Raw genomic sequence first — 22,468 nt, forward strand, 5'->3', positions numbered from 1 at the left:
GGGGATGGGTAACCACTACCCGCATTCTGCCGTTGTCCTTCCCACCCGCTCCCTCGGCGCGGGCGCCTCGGGCAGCGCGAACCGCCGCAGCGCCCCGAGCGGCGCCGTGGTCGCCAGGGCGGCGACATGGCCCGCGGGCGCGGAGAGGCTGTACAGGCGGACGGGCCCCGCGGGCCAGCGCGGAACGCCGTCCGCCGCGACCGTGGGCCCGCTGACGTCGAGGCCGCGCGGCGAGGCCCGCAGCCCGAGGCCCGTCAGCTTCATCGCCGCCTCCTTGCGCGTCCAGGCGGACAGCAGCCACGCGTCGCGCTCGGCCTCGGGCAGCCCCGCCCACCGCGCGCGCTCCCCCGGGGTGAGCGCGGCCCTGGCGAGGCCGCCCGCGTCGGGGACCGCGGCCAGGTCCTCGATGTCCACGCCCACCAGGCCGCCGCCGGTGACCGCCATCAGCAGCCACCGTTCGGTGTGCGAGACCGAGTAGTCGAGCCCGGCGCCGCGCGGCCCCACGAACCGGGGGCGGCCATGCGCGGCCCCGACGCAGTGCGGGCAGGAGCGGTCGGTGCGCACCGTCTCGGGCGGCACGCCCAAGTACCGTGAGCCGACGAGCCGTTGGGCGCCCCTCGAGGTGACGAACACCTCGCCCGCCGGGGTGCCGTCGAGCCGGTCGGCCCGCTCGCGCTCCGCCGGGTCGAGCAGGCGCAGCCACCCGGCGCGCGGCCGCACCGGCGCGAGCCAGAGGTGGCACTCGCCCGGCGGCGGGATCATCGCGGCGGCCCCTGGGGCGGCGGCGTGGCCAACGCGGGTGCGGGCGCGGCGCGTTGATCCTCCGCGCGGCGATCCCCCGCGGCGGCGCGGTCGGCGCCCGCGCGGTCGGCGCCGTCGAGCCGGGCGAGCAACAGCTCGACGGTGGCGGTCAGTTGGGCGTCCGGCGCGGCGGTGGTGCCCAAACGCGGTGGCTGGTCCACGCACAGATCGGGCTCGACCCCCCGGTTCTCCAGCAGGTCACCCACGCCGTCGAGGTAGAAGCGGAACTCCGGCTGGGTGGTGACCGTTCCGTCGGCCAGCACATGGCGCGGCCAGGTGGCGATCACCCCGCCCCACGTGCGCCTGCCGACGACGGGCCCGAGGCCGAGGGCGCGGAAGCGGTGGGCGAAGATCTCGCCGTCCGACCCGGTGTGCTCGTTGACCAGCACCGCCATGGAGCCGCGCGGCGCCTCGGCGGGGTAGCGGCTCACGCCGTTCCACCGCCCGCGCTGCGTGCCGCCGCCGCGGCGCGCGAGCCGGTCGAGCAGCAGCGGCGACACATGACCGCCCGAGTTGAAGCGCGCGTCCACGATCAGCCCGTCGTGCTCGAGCGCGGCCAGGAAGCCCCGCACGAAGTCGCCGTAGCCCGTGCCCAGCATGTCGGGCACGTGCAGATAGCCGAGGCGGCCGCCCGAGGCGCGGCGCACCAGGGCGCGGTTCCCGGCCACCCAGTCGAGGAGGCGCGCCCTGGCCTCGCTCGCGCACGCCCGCACGGTGACGCGGCGCGGCGTGCCGTCGCCGCGCACCACGGTCAGCTCGACCTCGCGATCGGCCTGGCCGACCAGGAACTCGCCGGGCCCCGAGGGGCCGACGGGCTGCCCGCCCACCGCGACGACCGCGTCGCCGGGTTCGATGTCGGCGCCCAGGCGGTTGCAGGGCGAGGTCGCCCTCGGGTTCCACGGGTCGCCGCGCAGGATCCGGCCGACCCTCCAGCGCGGCGTTCTGTCACCGCCCGGCGCGGCGTCCCGGTCCACGGCCCGGTCCACGGCCCGTTCCACCGTCCAGTCCACGCCGAGGAAGCCCTGGGTGTGGCTGGGGCCCCTGGGGTGGTCGCCGCCCTGCTCATAGGCGTGCGACGTGGCCAGCTCGCCCTGCAACTCCCAGATCAGATCGGACAGTTCGGAGCGGCGGGAGACCAGCTCCGCGAGCGGCGCGTAGCGCGCGTACATCGCGTCCCAGTCCACCCCGGCCATCCCGGCGTCCCAGAACGACTCGCGCTGGAGCCGCCACGCCTCGCGGAACATCTGCCGCCACTCCCCTGCCGGGTGCAGCGGCACGGTGATCCGGTCCAGGTCGATCCAGCCCGTCGTGGGCCCCGGCGGGGCGTCGGTGGTCGGGTACTCGGCGGCCGTGTGCCCCGCGTCGTCGGCGGCCAGCACCCGCAGCCGGTCGGCGCGGCGGTACAGCAGCAGGTCGCCCGCGCGCGAGGCGACGATCTCGTCGAGCGGCCCGAGCCAGTGCTCGGTCACCTCCGACGTCGCCCACTCGACGAGCGTGACGACGCCCTCGGGCGCGCCCTCGGGGCTCTCGGGGTCGGGCGCGGCGACCGGCACGGACAGCAGCAGCGCGCGGCCCGGCAGCCCTACGACCCCGGCGTAGCGGCCCTCGGGCACGGGCAGCGGGACGACCCGGTCCGCGATGCCGTCCACGTCGATCTCCACGGGCGGCACCCCGTCCTCCTCAGGGGCGGGCCCCGGCAGCGGGGGGCCGGTGCGGAACGGCGAGGGGTCGCCCGCGCGCAGCGCCACCAGATAGGGCCTGGTGCCGAAGGGGAACCCCATGTCGAAGCGCACCTGGTCGTACTCCGGGCTGGGGTCGCGCTGCCCGATGAAGTACAGGAACCGCCCGCCAGGGTCGAACGCGGGCCTGCTGTCGCGCAGCACGGGCTCGGTGACGGAGAACGCTCTCCCGGTCACCGCGTCGGCCACCTTGATCGCCGAGTGATGGGGTCCCCGCGGATACGTGTAGGCGAGCCAGCGGCCGTCGGGCGACCAGGCCAGGTCGGCGATCCGGTCGAACGCGCCGGTGTCGAGGAGCCTGGGCTCGGGCGACGCGGCGTCGGCGTCGACGACCCACAGGCGCTGCCTGCTGGTGGCGAACGCCACAAGGCCCGAGGCGGGCGAAGCGGCCAGCTCGGTGACGCAGCCGAGGTCGCGGCCGACCAGCTCGGTCTCCTCGTCGCCGCCGTCCGCGGACAGCGACACCAGCCGCTCGCCCGGCCGTTCGTCACCGGCGACGGCGACCAGGCGGGTGCCGTCCCAGAGCCAGTCGAGCAGCCGGTAGCGGACCCCCTCGAGCCTGCCGTGCCGCCGCACAGGACCCGACCAGGGCGGCAGGGTGAACGCCTGGCCGCGCGCCGCCACGGCGAGCGTGGCGCCGTCGGGGCTGAGCCTGGCGGCCTCGAGGTACTCGCCCGCGGGCACGAACCTGCGGGCCAGGCCCGCGCGGGTGGCGGGCAGCGACACATCGATCGGCGAGTGGCCCCCCTCCGCCGGGTCGAGCAGGTGGAGCCGCGCCCCCGCCTGGTACACCAACCGCCGTCCGTCGCCCGCCAGATGGCGCGCGTAGTGCGCGCGGTGGTCGGTGTGGCGGGTGAGCCCGGTGCCGTCGGGGCGGCAGGAGAAGACGTTCGCCACGCCCTCGTGGTCGCTGAGGAAGAAGATCCGCTCGCCGACCCAGCACGGGCTCGCCACGTTGCCCGGCAGGTCCGACAGCGGTGTCAGCGGCCCGTCTTCGCGCGCGCCGACCCACAACTCCCCGGCGCAGCCGCCCCGGTAGCGCTTCCAGCGCGCCGGGTCCCCGGTGTTGCGGCCGATGACCACGCCGCCCTCGGGCCCGAACGCCAGGGTGTCCGCGGACCCTTGGCCCAGGAGCCTGGGCGCGCCGCCCTCGGGGGCGACGGCGAACAGGCGGTAACCGAAGCCCGTGGGCCGCTCCGCGGTGCTGGCGTAGACGATCTCCCCGGTGCGCGGGTGCCAGCCGACGGGGGCGCAGCGGGCCGCCTGGAACGTCAGCCGCCTGGCCTGGCCGCCCGCGCTCGGCATCACATACAGCTCGGTGGGCCCGTCCTCGGCGCCGGTGAACGCGATCATCCGGCCGTCGGGCGAGAGCCGCGGGCGGGCGGCCTCGGCGACCCCCGCGGTGAGCCGGGTGGCGGGCCCGCCCGTGGCGGGGGCCGACCACAGGTCGTCCTCGCACGCGAACACGAGGGTGTCGCCCTGGATCGTGGGGTGGTGCAGATAGCCGGTCACGGCAGCTCTCCGGTCCTGGCGCGGATGCGGTCGGCGAGGACGCGCCTGCGGGCGAGCTTCTGGGCCCGCTGCTCGCGCATGTCCTCGTCGGTGAGGGACCAGTAGCAGGCGGAGCGCCACTCGCCGACCGTGTAGGAATCGTAGTCGCAGCGCACCTGTCGGCTCTCGGCCATCGTGCGGGCGGACTGGAGCATGGTGTTGTGCTCCAGCACCTGGTTGACGATCACCCGCATGTTGAGCTCGGCCCTGACGTAGTCGTGCGCGGCCTGGACGCCGAGCGCGCCGGGGCCGCCGCGGTGGCGGGGGAGCACGCCGAAGGACAGCTCGCACGTCTGGTTGCGCCAGTCGATCGAGGTGATCCAGGCGAACCCCATCACCTCGCCCTTGGGCCCGCACAGGGTGAAGATCCGCCGCTCGTCCTGGCGTTCGGCGATGGTGCGGCGCACGTCGGCGACCAGGTCGTCGTCGGACGCGGCCACCGCGAAGTCCGACAGGTTGGCCTGGAACCGCGCCTCGCGCAGCAGTTGGAGGCGGAGCGGGATGTCCTCGTCCGCGAAGTGCCTGACCGTCACGAAGGGCATGTCTCCGCCGCCTTTCCGAACCAGACGAGCACGTCGACGGGCGCCCCCGACCGGTGGCGGTGGTCGCGCAGCGCGCCGCGCTCGGCGAAGCCGCAGCGGCGCAGCGCCTCGGTGGCCGCCGCGCCGCGCTCGACCAACGCCACATAGGAGGTGGCGCGCCGGTAGGTGACGAGGAAGCCCAACAGGGCGCGCAGCGCCGCCTCGTCGGCCGACGTGCTGGCGACATACGCCTGTCGCGGCTGATGCGGGTTGGGCGCGGCGCCGACCAGGGTGTCCCCGGCGCGGAAGACCTGGGCGTCGAGGGCGGCGAGGCGGCGCGTCAGCAGCGCGTCGTTCTCCGTCACCGGGTCGACGCCAAGGAACCCGCGGGCTCCTTCCCCCGCCTCGCGCAGCCCCGCGGCGGCGGAGGCGGGGTCGAGCGGTATGAGGTCAGTCATGGCGCAGCGCCCCCCAGATCTCGCGCTCGACGGCGCGTCCGCCGAGCCACAGGTGCTCGGGCACGGATGCCTCCCTGGTGAAGCCCGCTTCGGTCAGCGCGGTCGTCGGCGCGGGCGCCGCGGGCGTCACCCAGCCGTAGAGGCGGCGCAGGTTGAGCCGGTGGAAGCCGTGGGCGACCGCCGCTTCGAGCAGCGCCTCGGGCGGCGTCGGGGCGTCGGGCGCGCGCCCCGTCTCGACGCGCGCGCCGCGGCCCACCCAGTCGATGTCGGTGTAACGGACGAAGGCGCCCGGCGCGACGCACAGCTCGTCGCCCGGCCCCGAGGGGGGCGGCACGGTGGTCGGCTCGGCCAGCGGCGGCCAGCCGGGCAGCGGCAGGCCGAGCAGCTCGCCGGGGAGCCAACGGCCCGTGAGCAGCGCCCTGTCGCCGTCGCGGTATCCGCGGAGTCTCATGACGCGGGGGTCCAGATCTGTGAGAAGAACACCTGTCCATGGCGTTGCCCGTCCCGCGCGGTCACGCCCGTCAGGGTGCCCTCGCGGACGAGCCCGAGCCGCCCGGCGATCCGGAGCCCGCGGGCGTCGTACTCGCCGAAGCGGGTGGAGAGCCGCACGATCTCGTGCCGCCAGCGGGCCGCCCGCAGGATCTCCCGGTAGGCGTCGAGCCACCAGGAGTCGGGCGCAGAGGACTTCAGGCGCAGGGCGAGCAGGTAGTGGCAGCCGTGGTCGGCGCCCTCGCCGCTGACGGCGTAGAGGCCGGTGACGCGCCCCTCGGCCAGCAGCACCCTGGTGTCGTCGCCGAGCAGCCGCCTGATCTCCCACGCGGGGCGGGTGTCCGGCTGGTCCGTGCGGTAGTGGAAGTCCGGCTCGGTGAAGAGGGCGAGCACCTCGTCGTCGTCCCCGTCGGTGTACGGGCGGCTCGACCAACTCGGCGGGCGCGGTTCGGCTTTCGTCATGATCCCTCCTGGTGGGGAGCCCGGTGGGGGGCCCGGCGGGGCGTGGTCTCAGGGGCGAGGGTGAGGCGGAGGATGTTGCTCGTGCCGTCCATGAACTCGAAGGCGCCCACGTCCCGGCACCACTTCTCCAGCAGCGGGTGCTCCACGAGCGATCCCGGGGGCAGGGCCGCCTCGGCCCAGCGCCCGACCTCGACGGCCAGGGCGGCGGTGTGCAGCTTGGCGAGCGAGGGCGGGCGCCGGTCGTCGGGGCGCGCGTCGGACTCCGCCGCGAGGTCGTACAGCAGCGCCCGCGCGGCCGCGAGGCGCGCCGACATGGGGGCGTGTCCCGCCCAGCCGGGCCGCAGCGCGCGCACCGCGTCGCGCAGGGCGAACGCGGACCCCAGGGCCTGCGCCGCGATCTGGAGCCGCACGACGCCGAACGCCCGGTTCGCGCCCCACAGTCCGCGCCGCGAGGCGGGCAGGTGGCGGCCGAGCACGGACTCGGGCGGCACGGGCACGCCGTCGAACGCCATCTCGCCCAGGCACGCGCCCCGCAGCCCCAGCGTCTCCAGGGGCGCCCCGGTGAACCCGGGCGCGGGGCGGCGCAGCACGACGGCCCTGAGGGAGAGCGGGGTGGGCCCGGTGCGGGCCCAGACGACGCCGATGGTGCCGCGGGCGGCGTTGGCGACATAGCGCTTGGCGCCGTGCAGCAGGAAGCCCCCGCTCGGGTCGGGGTCGAGGCGGGTGCGCATGGCGGTCGCGTCGCTGCCGTGGTCCCGCTCGGTCATGCCGAAGAACGTCCAGGGCCGCTCGTTCGCCAACTCCTCGTAGAACGCCTTCTGTTGGTCACTGTCGCCCAGCGCGTCCACGGTGAATCCCGCCAGGGAAGGTGCGGCGCACGCGTTGAGCGCGCCCGCGTCGCCGCGCGCCAGCTCGACGTTGGCGACCACGCGGGCCAGGCGGCTGTCGACATACGGCTCGGCCCACGCGGGCACGGCGTGCGCGCGGAACGGGCGGGGCGTGCCGACGACGCGGAGCAGCTCGAGGGCGGACGAGGCGCGCAGCGGGGCGCTGTCGTGCGGGTCGGCGTCCACGGCCAGCGCGATGTCGCGCAGCTCGGCGGCCAGCTCGCGGCTTCCCTCGGCCAGGCGCCGCAGCGCGTGCGGCAGCGCGTGGGGTGGCTCGCCGGGCAGCTCGTTCATGGTGAACCCTCCCTGGACACCCAGCAGTTGGCGGTGAGCCTGGAGACGAACGCCGTGCTGGCCGCGCCCTCGCCCGCGTAGCCCGACGCGCCGAGCAGCTTGGCCAGCTCCCAGTCGAGTGAGGTCAGCCGGTCGTGGGCCTCGGTCACCGCGGCGCCCACCGCGGCCGCGACCACGAGGGTGCGGCGGGTGGTCTCGACGGTGACCAGGGCGTCGGCGAGGGCGCCGCGCACCAGCTGCTTGCGGATCAGGGGCTCGCCGCCGGACGCGCGGGCGGCGACATGGGCGACCACCCGGTCGATGAGCCGCCGCGACGTGCCGAGCCGCGCCGCGGCCAACCGGGCGCCGAGCGCGGTGAGTCGGCCCGGCGGCAGCGCGCCGCCCGTGCCGGGGCGCACAAAGGCGATGCCTTCGCGCTCCGCCAGCGCGTGGGGCACCACGGGGGCGCCCTCGGGCACGTGGGCGCGGGGCAGCGCGGCCAGCCGCCCGGGGGCCGCGGCGGCCCCGGCTCCGTCCAGCGCGAGCGCGAGCCCCGCGGCGAGCCCTTCGGCGTGCCCGGCGCGCTCGCACTCCTCGATCGTGTCCCGCATCGTCCCTCCCTGCCCTCCTGGTGGCGCGCGGCGGCGGTGTGGCGCCGGAACGGGTCCGCCGCCACACCGCCGGCTTGTCAGGCGATCGCCTTGGCGGCCACGGCCTTGACCGCGATGGCCTTGGCGGCGACAGCCTTGACCGCGATGGCCTTGGCCGCGACCGGCTTGGTGGCGATGACCTTGGCGGCGATGACCTTGGTCGCGACGGGCTTGGTCGCGATGTGCTTGGCGGCCACGACCTTGCTCGCGACGGCCTTGACGGCGATGTGCTTCGTGGCGATGTGCTTGGTGGCGATCTGAGCCATGCGTTTCTCCTCGGTGAGTGGTGCGCGGATGGACACATCCCGAACCGGACGCCGAATGACGGCGCGTCGGAATGCGATTGAGAATCCCGCCCGCGAAATGCGGCTGTCAATGGCAGCAATGTGCCGCCCCTTAGATGTCAGCGGTGGCCCCTGCCGCATTCCGATTTCCTGGGTGACCATTCAGCGGAAGGCGCCGAACGATGCCTCGGCGAACGACGACGACCGGACGGAGGGCGGATGCGCACCGTGAGAAGCGCGGAGCTGTGCTGGGGCCAGCACCACCATGTGCTGCGCTACCTGTGCGCCCCGCCCGCCTCCCGCCACGAGGCACACATCACGACCAGCTACCCCCTGCCCGATGGCTGCACCACCGCCCATGTGCGGGCCGCGCTCACCCATCTGGTGGGCAGGCACGAGGTGTTGCGGACGGTCTACGACCTCGGCGCGGAGCCATGGCCCCGGCAGCTCGTGCAGCCGCCCGGGCCGCCGACCGTGGTCGAGGTCTCCACGGACGACGACCCGGCCGCCGAGGTCAGGAGGCTGACCGAGACGCCGTTCGCGCTGGAGCGCGAGTGGCCCATCCGGGCCTGCCTCATCACCTCGGGCGGTCAACTGCGCCGTCTGCACCTGGTGTTCAACCACCTCGCGTTCGACGACGTCAGCCTTGACCAGCTGGCGGGCGAGCTCGACGCCCTGCTCGCCGCCCGCGTCGCGGGCCGCCCCGTCGCCCTGCCCCCCGTCGAGCACCAGCCCGTCGACCTGGCCGCGCACGAGGCCGGTCCCGAGGCGGCGGCGCGCGCCGCCGCCGCCCTCGCCCACTGGCGCGAGCAGGCGCGGCTGCTGCCCGCCGATGTCCACGCGGCCCACCGCGACCGCGACGCACGGCCCGACTCACGGCCCGACTCCCGTACGGCGCACAGCGCTTCGTTCACCGGCCCTTCCCTGCTCGCGGCCGCGCGCACGATCGCGGCGCGCCACCGGGTGTGGCCGTCGGCCGTGCACGTGGCGGCCTTCGCCGTGACGCTCGCCGCCCACACGGGCGAACGGCGGGTGGCCCACCGTCTCTACACCAGCCAGCGCGACGCCAGCGGCCACCCCGGGGTGCTGACCTGCATGTCCCACCCGATGCTGTGCGCGCTCGACCTCGCCGACGACCCGCCGTTCGGCGAGGTGCTGCGCCGGGCCGCCGGGCGCGTCGACGAGGCCATGGCCCACGCCCATGTGCCCTTCGACCGGATCACCGAGCTGATCGCGGAGGAAGGGGCCCGCAGGGGCCGGGAGGTCCGCGTGGTCTCCGAGCTCAACTTCCTTGACAACGCCCCGCGTTCGTGCCGCACCCGGCGCGACAGGCTCGTCTGGAACGCCGCGCCCGAGGACTGGGCGCGGGCCGGCTCCGACGTCTACTTCCGGGTCTACGAGTGGGCCGACGGCCTGACCCTCGCGCTCCAGGCCCTGGGCGAGGTGATGGACCGCGCCGCGGTGGAGCGCTTCCTGCGCGGCTACGCGGCGCTGCTCACCGCGTGCGCCGAGCCAGGGGCCGACCCGCGGGTCTCCGAAGCGGCGGCGTCGCTCGGCTTCCCGCCGCCCCGCCACCGCCCCGCCGCCGACCCCGCCGCGGCCCCCGTCACCCCGGCCGAACCCCCCGCCGAACCCACCGCGGCCGACCGGGCGTTGACCGCGGCCGTCGCCCAGGTCAACGGGCTCGCCGTCGTCGACCCCGGCGTCGGCTACGCCGCCGCGGGAGGCCGCCTGCTGCGCCTGCCGCGGGTGGTGGCGGCCCTCGCGGACCGCGGCTGGGAGGGCGTCGCCGAGCGGCACCTCGTCGGCGCCGAACCCCTGCGCACGGTCGCAGGGCTGCTGCGCCCCTGTCCACCGCCGAGTTCCGGGAGAGCCCGTTGAAAAGCCCCGTGAATGATCCTGTGAATGACCCCATGAATGACCTCGTGAATGATCCTGTGAACAGACCCGTGAAGAGCCCGATGAATTTCGTCGAACGGCTCAAGAAGGACCTGACGTCGGACGCGGGATCGCGTTTTGTCTTCGTCAACAATTTCGAGGTGGAGAGGAGCTGGGCGGTCGGCGAGCCGACCTTGCCGGGCGCCGGGATCTCCTTCGCGGGAGCCACCGTCAACCGCATGGAGGAGATGGGCGTCCTGCTCGCGGACGAGGGCGACGTGGTGGTGCTCAAGGCCCCCATGGACGCCGAGTTCGCCGCCTATCTCTCCGGGCTCGGCGCCGCCGCGGGGCGCACCGTGTGGGCGGAGAACGGCGACCCCGAGCGGACCGTCACCGAGGACGCGCTCGCCTCGCCGGGGCTGCTCGGCGACCTGAGGGCCCTCGCCGACGGGCGCACGTTCCTGATGCCGCTCGGCATCTCACCCGCCGAGGAGAGCCTCGCCAAGGAGACCGGGCTGCCGCTCGCGGGGCCGACCGCCCACCTCTGCAAGACCGTCAACGGCAAGATCTTCAGCCGCCGCCTCGTCGAGGCCACGGGCCTGCGCGCCGTGCCGGGCCGCGTCTGCGAGACGGTCGGCGAGCTGCGCGGCGCGCTCACCGAGCTGCTCGCGGGCGGCGGCCGTGTGGTGGTCAAGGAGTCGCTCGGCGTCTCGGGCCGCGGCATGGTGGTGATCGACGGCGAACGCGGCGCCGCCAGGCTGCTGCGCCTGATCGAACGCCGGGGCGCGGACGCGCCCGCCCGCCTGGTCGTGGAGACCTGGATCGAGCGCGCCCTCGACCTCAACTACCAGCTGGTGGTGTCAAGGAGCGGCACCGTCCGCTTCGAGACCGTCAAGGCCGCCGTGCTGCGCGGCGGCGTCCACCAGGGCCACCGTTTCCCCGTCGAGCTGCCGCCCACCGCGGCGGACGAGCTGCGCCACGCCGTCGAGGTGATCGGCTCGGCGCTGGCCGACGAGGGCTACCACGGCATGGTCGGCGTCGACGCGATGCTCGGGCCCGAAGGGACGCTCTACCCCTGCCTCGAGATCAACGCCCGGTTCAACATGTCCACCTACCAGAGCCGGATCGCCGAGCGGTTCATCCCGCCGGGCGCCCACGCGATCGCGGCGACGTTCGGGCTGCGCCCCTCACGCCCGCACACGTTCGGCGAGGTCGCCGAGGCGCTGGGCGGGCTGCTGCTCGACGTCCCCGGCGGGCGCGGCGGCAGGCCCGGCGTGCTCATCAACAACTTCGCCACCCTCAACGCCGCCGCCACCGGATCGGGCGGCTTCCACGGTCGGCTGTACGGCATCTGCGTCGCCGGGTCGGCCGACGAGGCGCTCACGGTGCGGGGCGAGGCCGAGCGGCGGCTGAACGCCATGACGGAGGCCAGATCATGAGCGCCCAGGACACCAGGATCCAGGACACAAGCGCCCAGGACACCAGGATCCAGGGCATCGCCTGGGAGGAGCTGGCCGAGCGGTTCGGCACCCCCCTCTACGTCTACGACGGCGACCTGCTCACCGCCACCGCCGAGGGGCTGCGCAAGGCCCTGCACCCCGCGTTGGAGATCTTCTACTCGCTCAAGGCCAACCCCAACGTCAGCGTCTTCGCCGCCCTGCGGGCCGGGGGCGCGCGGGCCGAGGTCTCCTCGCTGGTCGAGCTGCGCACCGCGCTCGCCGCGGGGGCGCCGCCCGAGGACATCATCTTCCTCGGCCCCGGCAAGAGCGAGGCCGAGCTGGCCGCCTGCCTCGACGCGGGCGTGCACGCCGTCGTGTGCGAGTCGTTCGACGAGCTCGACGACATCGAACGGCTCGCCGCCGCGCGCGGGCGCCGCCAGCGGGTGCTGCTGCGCGTCAACCCCGCGCTGGCCATCAGCGGTTCACGCCTCACCATGGGCGGCAAGCCGCGGCAGTTCGGCATCGACGAGGAACGCGTCCTGGCCGCGGGCGACCTGACCGCCCGCTACGCGCACGCCGATGTCGCGGGCGTCCACGTCTACATGGGCACCCGCATCCTGGACGCCGAGGTCGTCGAGAAGAACACCCGCTACATCCTCGACCTGGCCGACCGGGTCGCCCGCGCCACCGGCATCCGCCTCGACACCGTGGACATCGGCGGCGGCCTCGGCGTCCCCTACTTCGACGGCGAGCGGGAGCTCGACCCGGTCGACGTCGGGGACCGGATCAACCCCCTGCTCGACGCGTTCGCCGCCGCCCACCCCGGCACCCGGCTGATCATGGAGTCGGGCCGCTTCCTCGCGGGCCGCGCCGGGGTCTATGTGATCCGCGTGCGCTACGCCAAGGAGTCGATGGGCGAGCGGTTCGCGATCGCCGACGGCGGCACCCACCACCACATGGCCGCGGTCGGCATCGGCTCGTTCGTCAAACGGAACTTCCCCGCCGCGCTGCTGAGCGAGCGCGACGCGGGCCCGCCCGAGCCGTGGAACGTCACGGGCCCGCTGTGCACGCCCAACGACTCCGTCCTCAAGCAGGCCCCGCTGCCCCCGCTGCGCCCCGGCGACCTCGTCGGCATCCTCAACTCCGGCGCCTACGGCCCCTCCGCGTCCCCCGGCCTCTTCCTCAGCCATGGCTTCCCCGCCGAGGTGCTGGTCAGCGGCGGCAGGGCGCACCTGGTCAGGAGCCGCGACGAGCCCGACGACCTGCTGCGCCCGCAGCGGCTGATCGCCCCCGCCGAGCCCCCCACCGAATTCCTCGAGTCTGGAAGGCACCCCTGATGGACCGCACCGAGATCGTCGGCCACCTGCGGACCGCGCTGTCCGCCGTGCTGAACCGCCCGCTCGACGAACTGGCCCCCGAGCTGAGCCTGTTCGACGACCTGGCGCTCGACTCGACGAGCGTGATCGAGCTGCTGATGAGCCTTGAGGACACCGTGGGACTCGAGATCGACCCCGACGAGCTCGGCCCCGAGGTCTTCCGCACCGTGGGCACCCTCACCGACTACGTCGAGGCCGGATTCCGGGCCGGAATCCAGGCCGGAATCAGCGGAAAGGCCGCGGTCTGACCATGGACGTCGGACTCTCCAGGGTGGCGGTGCGCCTGCCGCGCCGGACCGAGCCGGTGGGCGACGTGCTGGCGCGCGCCGGGAGCGGACCCATGGAGCGCAAGGTCTTCACCCGGATCTACGGGCTGCGCGACACGCCGACCCTGGCTCCCGACGAGCGGATGGAGGACCTGCTCGCCGAGGCGGGCCTGGCCGCGCTCGGCGGCGGCACCGCCTCGTTGGTCCTCTACGGACACACCATGCTCACCCAGGAGTTCGGGCTGCGCGGCGGGTTCGCCGACCGGCTGCGCGCCCGACTCGGCCTGCCGGGCGGCGCGTTCTACGGGCTCTCCCACGTCAACTGCGTCTCCGTGCTGCGCTCGATCGAGCTGGCCCGCCGCTATCTGCGGCGCCCCGGCGCGGATCCCGACGAGCGCGTGCTGGTGCTCGGCGGCGACCAGGGCAGCGTCCACGACGCGTCCCGCGTCATCCCGGGGATGGCGATCGGCGGCGACGGCGCGGTGGGCGTCGTCGTCGGGGCCGGACGGTCCCGCTACCGCTACCTGGGCGGCGCCGTCGGCAGGGACACCCGCTTCCACCGCAACCTCCAGCTGTCGGCGGCCGAGACCCGCCTGTTCAGCCGCGTCTGCCAGCGGCGCGTGGTGGACACCGTGGAACGCGCCGCGCGCGCGGCCGGGTTGACGGCCGACCGCGTCGACTGGGTGATGCCGCACCTGTCCAACCGGATGTTCTGGCGCGCGTTCAGCGCCGAGTCCGGCATCCCGAGGGACCGGATCCGCGTGGACCTCATCCCCGAACGCGGCCACAACTTCGGCGGCGACGCGCTCATGGCGCTCGAACACGCCGATGGAACGGGCCTGTTGCGCCCGGGCGACCGCTGCGCCCTGGTCTCGCTCGCGCTGGGCGCCTACTTCCAGGCAGTGATCGTCGAGGTCGAGGAGGAAGCATGAGTACAAGCCTGCGGCAGTGCGAACGGATCGCCAGGGACGAGGGGTTGGCCGCCGGGCTCGCCATGGCGATCGCCGGCGCCGAGGTGGCCACCACCGCCCCAGGGCGCTGGGCGGCCGTCCCCGCGGAGAGCGTCAGGGCCGGGGCCGAGGTCCGCCACGACAGCCTGGCCGCACGCGAGGGCGTCACGTTCCTCGCGTGCCAGGGGCGGCCCCCCGCCGCCCCGGCGAGCCTGGCCGAGATCGGGCGGCTGCTCGCCGCCGTGCGCCTCGGCCTGGTCCGCCGCCTGCTCGACCACGCCGTCGAGCACCTGAGCGAACGGGTCGCGGGGGACGAGCCGTTGATCCGCAAGCAGCTGATCACCGGCACCGTCGCCGACACCATGGCCGAGGTCGAGCTGCTGCGCGAGCAGGCGCACGCCCCGCACGACCCCGCGGCGCTCTCCGACCTGCACCTCCGCCTCGACGAGCTGGGCTGGCAGGTGCTCACGCTCTTCGGCGCCGCGGGCTATCTGGCCGACCACCCGGCGCGGGCGCTCCATGTGTCCTTCCTGGTGGCCAACACCTGGATCGACAGGGAAGGGGTCCCGGAGTGATCGAGTTCGACGACCGGCTGCGCGCCATCCGCGACCGGCACCGCGAGGCGGCCGAGGACCTGCGCTCCCGCGCCCTGGCGATCGACGCCGACCCCGAGGCGATGGAGCCCCACCTGGACTCGCCCGCGTATCTGATGATCCGCGAGTCCAGCATGCCCGCCGCCCACCGCACGTCGGCCACCGCGGCGGCCTCGCCCGACCGCGGCTCGTGCCTGGAGAACATCGTCGGGCTGGTCGAGCTGTTCCGCGGCGACGTCGGTGCCCTGCTCGCCTGCCCCTCGCCCGCGCTGGCCGGTGTCTTCGTCGAGCTGCTCGGCGACGCCGCCCAGAAGGAACGCTTCTACCGGCGGATCTCCGACGGGCGCACGTGGTCGTTCTTCGCGATGACCGAGGCGGGGCGCGGCAACGACGCGACGGCGATGGAGACCCGGTTGGAGCGTGACGGATCCGGTGGGTGGCTGCTGCACGGGGCGAAGCGGTACATCGGGCACGGGGCGCGCGGTGGCGTGGGGGTGGTGTTCGGGCGAACGGGCCGTTCCGCGCTGTCGATCAGGGCCGCGCTGGTCGAGCTCCCGGTGCCGGGCTGGCACGCGGAGCGGCTCGACATGGTGGGGCTGCGCGGGGCGTTTCTGAGCGAACTCCGCTTCGACGGGCTGCCGGTGGCTGGCGACATGCTGCTCGGCGAGCACCTGCCGGTGACCCGGCGCGGCATCTGGGGCGCCCTCACCACCTTCAACAACATGCGCATGCAGATCGCCGCCGCCGCGGTGGGCACGGCGCTTGCCATGGCCGAGTACGTGGCCGAGCACCGCAAGGGCGCGCCAGGGGCGGAGCCGGTCGCCGCGCGCGCCGAGGCGGCGCGCCACCTCGTGTACGAGGCCGCCGCCCGCCTGGACCGCTCCCCGGAACGCGGCTATCTCTCCAGCGCGGCCAAGCTCGGCGCCACCAGGATGGCGGTCGAGACGGCCCACTGGGCCGCCGCCGCCCTCGGCCCCGCGGGCCTGCTCGAGCACCCGCTGCTGGAGAAGTGGACGCGCGACGTGCGCGCGTTCGAGTTCATGGACGGCACAGGCAACATCCAGCGCCTGCACGTCGCCCGCGGCTACCGGAGCGGGGACGCCGATGCCTGATCCCCAGGCGCTCCTCAGCGTGCACGCCCTCGGCGCGGCCGTCAGGCCCGACGGCGGCCACCGCCCCGTGGCCGCGCTCGAACGCGTCGCGCACGCACGGGCGTTGGGCGACCTGGTGGCCGCGGCCCGGGGCGTTCCCGCCGAGCGGCTGCGGCTGCTTCCCCCGGGGCGCACCGGGGGAGTGGCCGTCCAGGCGCTGGCCGCGCTGGGGCCGCCGCCGGACGAGCAGCCGCTGTACCTGGTCCGCTCGGGCCCGCTGCGCGACCCGCGCGTCGCCGAGCTGGCCCGCCTGGTCCACACGGTGGGCTGGGACGGCGAGGACATCGGCGTCACGCATCTCGACGAGCTGGGCGGCGCGTTGGTCTTCGACCTGCTGAGCTGGGCGATGCCCGCCGCGGCGACGGCCCTGATCTGCGACGAGCCGTCGTTCACCGAGAGCCCGAACGCCGTTCCGCTGCGCGCGGTGAGCCTGCGCGTCCGGCGCGGCCCCGGGCCCCTGCGGGTGCTGGGCTGCGGCGAGGGCGCCCCGCCGCCCGCGGCGGGCCGCCGCTTCACGGGCGCGGGCCCTTGCGACGCCTGGCTGGCGCTGCGCGACGCCGTCGGGGGCGGCGAACTCACGTCCGGCGACCGGGTGTTGCTCCACACCCGCGGCCCCGAGCGGGAGGGCTGGCTGGTGTTGGAGGCCACCTCGCCCGCCGCGCTCCACCTGCCGCCGGGGGCCGAGCGGGGGGAGGCGGGAGAGTCATGAGGATCGGAGTGGACCTGCTGTCCGTGCCCCGCTTCGCCCGGATCGCCGAGCACCGCCGCTACCGCGCCCTGGTGTTCACCGAGGCCGAGCTGGCCCAGGCGGGCGAGATCGGCGGCGAGCGGCACGCCGAGCGCCTCGCGGGGCGGTTCTGCGTCAAGGAGGCGGTCTGCAAGCTGCTCGGCCGGGGCTTCGGACAGGGCGTGCGCTGGCGCGACATCGAGGTCACCAGCGACGCGTGGGGCGCGCCCCGCGCGACCCTCTCCGGCGGCGCCCGCCGACTGGCCGACGACGCGGGCCTGTTCGGCCTTGTCGTCACCCTCACCCACCAGGCCGACCTGGTCGTCGCGGTGGCCGCGGCCCAGGTCGCGCCCCCGCCCCCGATCCCGACGCCGACCCGAGGACAGCGATGAACACCTCACCCGACCTCGTCGCGCCGGTCGCCCCCGAGGCCACCGGCGGATGCCTGCACGACTGGTTCCTGCGGGGCCTCGCGCGCGACCCCGGCGCCACCGCCCTGCGCGTCGGCGGCACCGCGGTCACCTATGAGCGGCTGCATGGGCGCGCCCTCGCCCTGGCCGGGGCGCTGCTGGCCGCGGCGGGCGAACGGCCCTGCCGCGTCGGCCTGTTGGCGGAGCGCGGCGAGGACGCCTACGCGGGCGTGCTGGCCGCGCTGTACGCGGGCGCGACCGTGGTGCCGCTCAACCCCGACTTCCCCGCCGAGCGGACCCGCCGGATGATCGAGGCCGCGGGCCTCGACGCCCTGCTCGCCGACGCCACGGGGCGGACCCTGCTGCCCGAGCTGAAGGACGCCGTCGACGGCGTCCCGGTCGTCGGGGAGCCGACCGGCGCGCCCCTGGAACGCCCGCGCACCCCCCACCCCGACGCCGTCGCCTACATCCTGTTCACCTCGGGCTCCACGGGCCGCCCCAAGGGCGTGCCCGTGCTCCACCGCAACGTCGACGCCTATCTGCGCTTCGTGCACGACCGCTACCGGTTCACGCCGCGTGACGTGTTCTCGCAGACGTTCGACCTCACCTTCGACCTCGCCATGTTCGACATGTTCGCGGCATGGGGCGCGGGCGCCACCCTGGTCCCGATGCCGCCGCGCGCGTTCGCCGCCGTCCCCGACTTCGTCGCCCGGCACGGCATCACCGTGTGGTTCTCGTCCCCCAGCGTGATCGCGCTGGTCAGGCGGCTGCGGGCGCTGACCCCAGGCGCGCTGCCCAGCCTGCGCCTCAGCCTCTTCTGCGGCGAGCCGCTGCTGAGCCACGATGCCGCCGACTGGCAGGCGGCGGCGCCCGGTTCGCGCCTGGAGAACCTCTACGGGCCCACCGAGCTGACCATCTCCTGCACCGTGCACCGCTGGGACCCCGCCACCTCGCCCGCCGCGTGCGTCAACGACGTGGTGCCCATCGGCGTCCCCCACCCCGGGCTGCGCCACCTGCTGGCCGACGAACGGGGCCGCCCCGCCGCGGAGTCCGGCGCCGACACCGGCGAACTGTGCGTCACCGGCGACCAGTTGTTCCCCGGCTACCTCGAACCCGCCGACGACGAGGGCCGCTTCCTCACCCATGACGGCACCCGCTGGTATCGCACGGGCGATCTGGTCCGGCGCCTGCCCGACGGCCAACTCGCCTATCTGGGACGCCGCGACCACCAGGTGAAGATCCATGGCGTCCGCGTCGAACTCGCCGAGGTCGAATGGGGGTTGCGCCGCTGCCGCGGCGTCCATGACGCCGTCGCCGTCGCCATCGACGGCGAGCTGTTCGCGTTCTACCTGGGCGAACGGCGGCCATCCGCCGACCTGATGGAGGAGCTCGGCGGCTTCTTCCCGCGCCACCTCATCCCGTTGGGCTACCGCCACCTCGACACGTTCCCGCTCAACGCCAACCGCAAGACCGACCGCCCCGCCCTGGCCGCCGAGGCCGCACGGCTGCGCGCCGTCGCACATCCCCACCGATGAGAGATCGATGAGAGACCGATGAGAGGAAGAACGACCATGAACCGCACCGACATCATCGAGCACCTGCGGATCGCGCTCTCCGCCGTGCTCAACAAGGAGTTCCCTGCCATCACCGCCGAGCTGCGCCTCTTCGAGGACCTGGCGCTCGACTCGACGAGCGTGATCGAGCTGCTGATGAGCCTCGAGGACACGATCGGGCTCGAGATCGACCCCGACGACCTGGGCCCCGAGGTCTTCCGCACCGTGGGCACCCTCAGCGACTACGTCGAGTCCGGCTTCGCCAAGGCCGCGGTCTGAACGGCCGGGGCGGGGCCGCGCTCATGACCATCGGCCTGTCCCGGGTGGCCGTCCGGCTGCCGGGGCGCTCCGAACCCGTCGACGACATCCTCGCGCGGGCCGGCTGCGGGACCCTGGAACGCAGGATGTTCGCCAAGGTCTACGGGCTGCGCGCGTCCCCGACCCTGGCCCCTGGCGAGCGGATGGAGGACCTGCTCGCCGAGGCGGGCCTGGCCGCGCTCGACGGCGGCACCGCCTCGCTGGTCCTCTACGGCCACACCCTGCTGATGGCCGAGGGCGACCTGGGCGACGACTTCCCCGGTCGGCTGCGCGCCAGGCTCGGCCTCGGCGGCGGCCGGTTCTACGGGATGTCCCACGTCAACTGCGCCTCGGTGCTGCGCTGCGTCGAGTACGCCCGCCGCTATCTGCGCCGCCCCGGCGCCGGGCGCGACGAGCGCGTGCTGGTGCTCGGCGGCGACCAGGGCAGCGTCAACGACGGGGCGCGCTACATCCCCGGCACCACCGTCAGCGGCGACGCGGCGGTCGGCGTCGTGGTCCACACCGGGCGGGCGCGGTACCGCTATGTGGCGGGCGCGGGGGCGCGGGACGCCAGGTTCCACCGCAACATGCGCATGACGGCCGACGAGGTCGCGCTGTTCAACCGCGTCTGCTCCGAGCAGGTCGTGGACACGGTGCGCCGCGCCGCCGAGGCGGCGGGCACGCCGGTGGACCGCATCGACTGGGTCATGCCGCACCTGTCCAACCGGATGTTCTGGCGCACGTTCAGCGCTCAGTCGGGGGTGCCGAGGGAGCGGATCTGCCTCGACCTCATGGCCGAACGCGGCCACAACTTCGGCGGCGACGCCCTGATGGCGCTCGAACACGCCGACCGCACCGGCCTGTTGAGGCCGGGGCAGCGCTGCGCCCTGGTCGCCATCGGCCAGGGCGCCTACACCCAGGCGGCGATCGTCGAGGTCGTCGACGACGGGGCCGACGAGGAGGAGGAACGAGGGGGATGATCGAGTTCGACGACCGGCTGCGCGCCATCCGCGCGGCGGCCAGGGAGGCGGCCGAGGACCTGCGGTCGCGGGCGCTGGCGATCGACGCCGACCCGGGCGCGATGGACCACCACCTGGACGCGCCCGCCTATGCGATGGTGCGGCGCTCCGAGACACCCGAGGAGTTCCGCGACGCGGGCGGGGGCCCACCCGTGCTGGACCGCGACTCCTGCCTGGAGAACGTCGTCGGCATGACCGAGCTCGCCCGCGGCGACGCGGGCGCCCTGCTCGCCTGCCCCTCACCGGGGCTCGCCGGGGTGTTCGTCGACCTGCTGGGCGACGCCGCCCAGCGGGAGCGCTTCTACCGGCGCCTCTCCGACGGGCGCACGTGGTCGTTCTTCGCGATGACCGAGGCGGGGCGCGGGAGCGACGCGACGGCGATGGAGACGCGCCTCGCCCACGACGGATCGGGCGGGTGGTCGCTGCACGGGGCGAAGCGGTACATCGGCCAGGGGGCGCGCGGTGGCGTGGGGGTGGTGTTCGGGCGAACGGGCCGCTCCGCCCTGTCGATCCGCGCGGCGCTCGTCGAGCTTCCCACGCCGGGGTGGCACGCCGCGCGCCTCGACACGGTGGGTCTTCGCGGGGCGTTTCTGAGCGAACTCCGCTTCGACGGGCTCCCGTTGGCCGGGGACTCGCTGCTCGGCGAGCACCTGCCGGTGACGCGGCGCGGCGTGTGGGGCGCGGTCACCACGTTCAACCGGATGCGGGTCCGCGTCGCCGCGGCGGCCGTGGGCACGGCGCTTGCCATGGCCGCGTATGTGGCCGAGCACCGCAAGGGCGCGCCGGGCGCGGAGCTGGTCGCCGCGCGCGCCGAGGCGGCGCACGGCCTGGTCCTGCGGGCCGCGGCCCGCGCGGACCGCTCCCCGGAACGCGGCTATCTCTCCAGCGCGGCCAAGCTCGGCGCCACCAGGACGGCGGTGGACACGGCCCACTGGGCCGCCGCCGCCCTCGGCCCCGCGGGCCTGCTCGAGCACCCGCTGCTGGAGAAGTGGACGCGCGACGTGCGCGCGTTCGAGCTGATGGAGGGCAGCGGCAACATCCAGCGCCTGCACGTCGCCCGCGGCCACCGGAGCGGGGACGCCGATGACTGACCTCGGCGCGCACCTCAGCGTCCACGCGCTCTCCGTCGCGACCCGACTCCACACCGACCACCGGCCGTTGAACGACTTCCCCGCCGCCGTGCTGCCCCGCGCGCGCCGGGTGGCCGAGGCGGGCGGCATCCCGCTCGAGCACCTGGTCGTCGCCTCGCCGGAGGACGCCGAGGCCGAAGGGCCCGACGTCAGCGCGCTGGCCCTGGCCGCGCTCGGGCCTCCGCCCGACGAGCAGCCGCTCTTCCTGGTCCGCTCGGGCCCGCTGCGCGACGCCAAGGTCGCGGCCCTCGCGGGCCTGGTCCACGCGTCGGGCTGGCGCGGCGAGGACATCGGCGTCACGCACCTCGACGAGCTGGGCGGCGCGTTGGTCTTCGACCTGCTGAGCTGGGCGATGCCCGCCGCGGCGACGGCCCTGATCTGCGACGAGCCGCTGTTCGCCGACGCCCGCGCGGGCGGCGTGTGGTTCACGGCCATCGGCCTGCGGATCCACCGCGGCCCAGGGCCCCTGCGGGTCATCGCCTGTGGCGAAGGCCCCCCGCCCGCGACGCCCGCGGCCCACCACATCACGGGCCGCACGGCGAGCGAACCCTGGCTCACCCTCCACACCACCCTGTCCGGCACCCCCCTGCCCCCGGGCACCCGGATCCTCCTGCACACCCGAGGCCCGAGGAGGGAGTGCTGGCTGACCCTGGAGACCACATCGGCCGGAACGCTGGCGTTGCCGCGTCAGTAGAGCCCCAGCCGCCACCGCTGTCCCGGGGAGCCGTCGCAGTCCCACTGGCGGAGCTGGAGACCCGGCTGAGTCGAGTCGTTGGGCACCTCGAGGCACAGGCCACTGCGCTGGGACACCAACTGCACCGCGCCGTCGCCCACCTCCTCGGCGCGCCACACCTGGGGCGACAGCCCGTTGCACTCCCACACCCAGATCTCGCGGCCCACGACCGAGGAGCCCTGCGGCACGTCCAGGCAGTTGTTGCCCGCGGAGATCAGGCGGAACGTGTTCGCCGGCTCTTCGTTCCGCCGCGCGGTGAACTGCTGGCCGCGGCTGCCGTCGCACGCACCCAGCTGGACGGCGGTGCCCCGCTGCTCGCTGCCGTTGAGCACCTCCGCGCACAGGTCGGGTCCGGTGCTCGCCTGGAGCGCGTAGACGCCGCCGTGCTCGGGGAAGTCCGCCGGATCCAGGCTCCGCGGCGCGGTGAGCAGCTCGGGCTCGGGCTCGGGTTCCGGCTCAGGCTCGGGGACCGGCTCCGGCTCCGGCTCCGGTTCGGGTTCCGGTTCGGGCTCCGGCTCCTCGGTGGGCTCCGGCTCGGGCTCGGGCTCCTCGGTCGGCTCCTCGGGGCCGAGCGTGGGGGCCTCCACCGGGAGGTCGGGTGCGGCGACGGGCTCGGCCTCGCCGTCACCGCCGTCCGGCAGCACGGCGCCGACCAGCCAGACGGAGCCGGTGATCACCACCACCATGGCGACCGCCCACACCAGGGAGGTGAACACGCGGCGCCCCGGCAGCAGCCCGCGGCGTGCCACGGTCGGCTGGCGGGCGAAGGCATGGGCGAACCTGTGATCCGCGTCGTCCGGCTTCTCTGTCATCTTCTCTGCCATCAGTGCC

24 protein-coding genes are annotated in these 22,468 nt (G+C 75.0%); 14 read left to right on the top strand and 10 right to left on the bottom strand.

Annotated features, from left to right (window positions below; translation table 11 throughout):
- Positions 1-15: 15 nt before the first annotated feature.
- From D7318_RS25745 to D7318_RS25775, 9 genes are all read right to left on the bottom strand, one after another.
- Entirely contained in the window at positions 16-762 is a 747-nt protein-coding gene (locus D7318_RS25745) for a 4'-phosphopantetheinyl transferase family protein (RefSeq protein WP_120699603.1), read from the bottom strand.
- A complete protein-coding gene (locus D7318_RS25750; protein ID WP_183091607.1) occupies positions 759-4,052 on the bottom strand; it encodes a S41 family peptidase in 3,294 nt (1,097 codons plus the stop codon). Before D7318_RS25750 ends, D7318_RS25745 begins: the two co-directional genes overlap by 4 nt.
- Entirely contained in the window at positions 4,049-4,633 is a 585-nt protein-coding gene (locus D7318_RS33025) for a GNAT family N-acetyltransferase (protein WP_183091608.1), read from the bottom strand. The genes D7318_RS25750 and D7318_RS33025 overlap by 4 nt, the downstream gene beginning before the upstream one ends.
- Complete coding sequence (locus D7318_RS33030; protein ID WP_183091609.1) at positions 4,621-5,070, bottom strand: GNAT family N-acetyltransferase; 450 nt, start codon at positions 5,068-5,070, stop codon at positions 4,621-4,623. The genes D7318_RS33025 and D7318_RS33030 overlap by 13 nt, the downstream gene beginning before the upstream one ends.
- Positions 5,063-5,521 carry a hypothetical protein gene (locus tag D7318_RS25755; RefSeq protein WP_147437827.1) on the bottom strand — a complete coding sequence of 153 codons (459 nt, stop codon included), beginning with the start codon at positions 5,519-5,521 and terminating at the stop codon, positions 5,063-5,065. The genes D7318_RS33030 and D7318_RS25755 overlap by 8 nt, the downstream gene beginning before the upstream one ends.
- Positions 5,518-6,021, bottom strand: coding sequence for a hypothetical protein (locus tag D7318_RS25760; protein ID WP_120699606.1), 504 nt, complete (start codon positions 6,019-6,021; stop codon positions 5,518-5,520). The genes D7318_RS25755 and D7318_RS25760 overlap by 4 nt, the downstream gene beginning before the upstream one ends.
- On the bottom strand, positions 6,018-7,202 hold the full coding sequence (locus D7318_RS25765) for an acyl-CoA dehydrogenase family protein (RefSeq protein WP_120699607.1): 1,185 nt from the start codon (positions 7,200-7,202) through the stop codon (positions 6,018-6,020). The genes D7318_RS25760 and D7318_RS25765 overlap by 4 nt, the downstream gene beginning before the upstream one ends.
- Positions 7,199-7,792, bottom strand: a complete 594-nt coding sequence (locus D7318_RS25770) for an acyl-CoA dehydrogenase family protein (protein WP_120699608.1) — start codon at positions 7,790-7,792, stop codon at positions 7,199-7,201. Before D7318_RS25770 ends, D7318_RS25765 begins: the two co-directional genes overlap by 4 nt.
- A gap of 77 nt (positions 7,793-7,869) precedes the next feature.
- Positions 7,870-8,097, bottom strand: coding sequence for a hypothetical protein (locus D7318_RS25775; protein ID WP_120699609.1), 228 nt, complete (start codon positions 8,095-8,097; stop codon positions 7,870-7,872).
- Between the two features lie 237 nt (positions 8,098-8,334).
- Here D7318_RS25775 and D7318_RS25780 point away from each other — a divergent pair, with 237 nt between their 5' ends.
- From D7318_RS25780 to D7318_RS25845, 14 genes are all read left to right on the top strand, one after another.
- Positions 8,335-9,996, top strand: coding sequence for a condensation domain-containing protein (locus tag D7318_RS25780; protein WP_120699610.1), 1,662 nt, complete (start codon positions 8,335-8,337; stop codon positions 9,994-9,996).
- 80 nt (positions 9,997-10,076) lie between these two features.
- Positions 10,077-11,432, top strand: coding sequence for a preATP grasp domain-containing protein (locus tag D7318_RS25785; RefSeq protein WP_120699611.1), 1,356 nt, complete (start codon positions 10,077-10,079; stop codon positions 11,430-11,432).
- On the top strand, positions 11,429-12,769 hold the full coding sequence (locus D7318_RS25790) for a type III PLP-dependent enzyme (protein ID WP_120699612.1): 1,341 nt from the start codon (positions 11,429-11,431) through the stop codon (positions 12,767-12,769). The genes D7318_RS25785 and D7318_RS25790 overlap by 4 nt, the downstream gene beginning before the upstream one ends.
- Positions 12,769-13,056: an acyl carrier protein gene (locus tag D7318_RS25795; RefSeq protein ID WP_120699613.1), complete on the top strand. Its 288-nt coding sequence runs from the start codon at positions 12,769-12,771 to the stop codon at positions 13,054-13,056. The genes D7318_RS25790 and D7318_RS25795 overlap by 1 nt, the downstream gene beginning before the upstream one ends.
- Before the next feature lie 2 nt (positions 13,057-13,058).
- Entirely contained in the window at positions 13,059-14,006 is a 948-nt protein-coding gene (locus D7318_RS25800; protein WP_120699614.1) for a 3-oxoacyl-[acyl-carrier-protein] synthase III C-terminal domain-containing protein, read from the top strand.
- Positions 14,003-14,599: an acyl-CoA dehydrogenase family protein gene (locus tag D7318_RS25805; RefSeq protein WP_120699615.1), complete on the top strand. Its 597-nt coding sequence runs from the start codon at positions 14,003-14,005 to the stop codon at positions 14,597-14,599. Before D7318_RS25800 ends, D7318_RS25805 begins: the two co-directional genes overlap by 4 nt.
- Positions 14,596-15,729: an acyl-CoA dehydrogenase family protein gene (locus D7318_RS25810; protein ID WP_120699616.1), complete on the top strand. Its 1,134-nt coding sequence runs from the start codon at positions 14,596-14,598 to the stop codon at positions 15,727-15,729. The genes D7318_RS25805 and D7318_RS25810 overlap by 4 nt, the downstream gene beginning before the upstream one ends.
- Positions 15,722-16,477, top strand: coding sequence for a hypothetical protein (locus D7318_RS25815; RefSeq protein ID WP_120699617.1), 756 nt, complete (start codon positions 15,722-15,724; stop codon positions 16,475-16,477). Before D7318_RS25810 ends, D7318_RS25815 begins: the two co-directional genes overlap by 8 nt.
- On the top strand, positions 16,474-16,887 hold the full coding sequence (locus D7318_RS25820) for a holo-ACP synthase (RefSeq protein ID WP_120699618.1): 414 nt from the start codon (positions 16,474-16,476) through the stop codon (positions 16,885-16,887). The genes D7318_RS25815 and D7318_RS25820 overlap by 4 nt, the downstream gene beginning before the upstream one ends.
- Positions 16,884-18,440: an amino acid adenylation domain-containing protein gene (locus D7318_RS25825; RefSeq protein WP_120699619.1), complete on the top strand. Its 1,557-nt coding sequence runs from the start codon at positions 16,884-16,886 to the stop codon at positions 18,438-18,440. The genes D7318_RS25820 and D7318_RS25825 overlap by 4 nt, the downstream gene beginning before the upstream one ends.
- A gap of 36 nt (positions 18,441-18,476) precedes the next feature.
- Positions 18,477-18,737 (top strand): acyl carrier protein, encoded by a 261-nt coding sequence (locus D7318_RS25830; RefSeq protein ID WP_120699620.1) that lies wholly within the window; start codon positions 18,477-18,479, stop codon positions 18,735-18,737.
- A gap of 23 nt (positions 18,738-18,760) precedes the next feature.
- On the top strand, positions 18,761-19,735 hold the full coding sequence (locus tag D7318_RS25835; RefSeq protein WP_120699621.1) for a 3-oxoacyl-[acyl-carrier-protein] synthase III C-terminal domain-containing protein: 975 nt from the start codon (positions 18,761-18,763) through the stop codon (positions 19,733-19,735).
- Positions 19,732-20,865, top strand: a complete 1,134-nt coding sequence (locus D7318_RS25840; protein WP_120699622.1) for an acyl-CoA dehydrogenase family protein — start codon at positions 19,732-19,734, stop codon at positions 20,863-20,865. Before D7318_RS25835 ends, D7318_RS25840 begins: the two co-directional genes overlap by 4 nt.
- Positions 20,858-21,598, top strand: a complete 741-nt coding sequence (locus D7318_RS25845; protein ID WP_120699623.1) for a hypothetical protein — start codon at positions 20,858-20,860, stop codon at positions 21,596-21,598. Before D7318_RS25840 ends, D7318_RS25845 begins: the two co-directional genes overlap by 8 nt.
- On the opposite strand, the gene D7318_RS25850 is transcribed toward D7318_RS25845, so the two are convergent.
- Positions 21,592-22,449, bottom strand: coding sequence for an RICIN domain-containing protein (locus tag D7318_RS25850; protein ID WP_120699624.1), 858 nt, complete (start codon positions 22,447-22,449; stop codon positions 21,592-21,594). The genes D7318_RS25845 and D7318_RS25850 overlap by 7 nt on opposite strands.
- Positions 22,450-22,468: the final 19 nt, after the last annotated feature.

The sequence above is a fragment of the Streptomyces radicis genome, assembly GCF_003626575.1.
In the GTDB taxonomy this organism is placed as follows: Bacteria; Actinomycetota; Actinomycetes; order Streptomycetales; family Streptomycetaceae; genus Streptomyces; species Streptomyces radicis.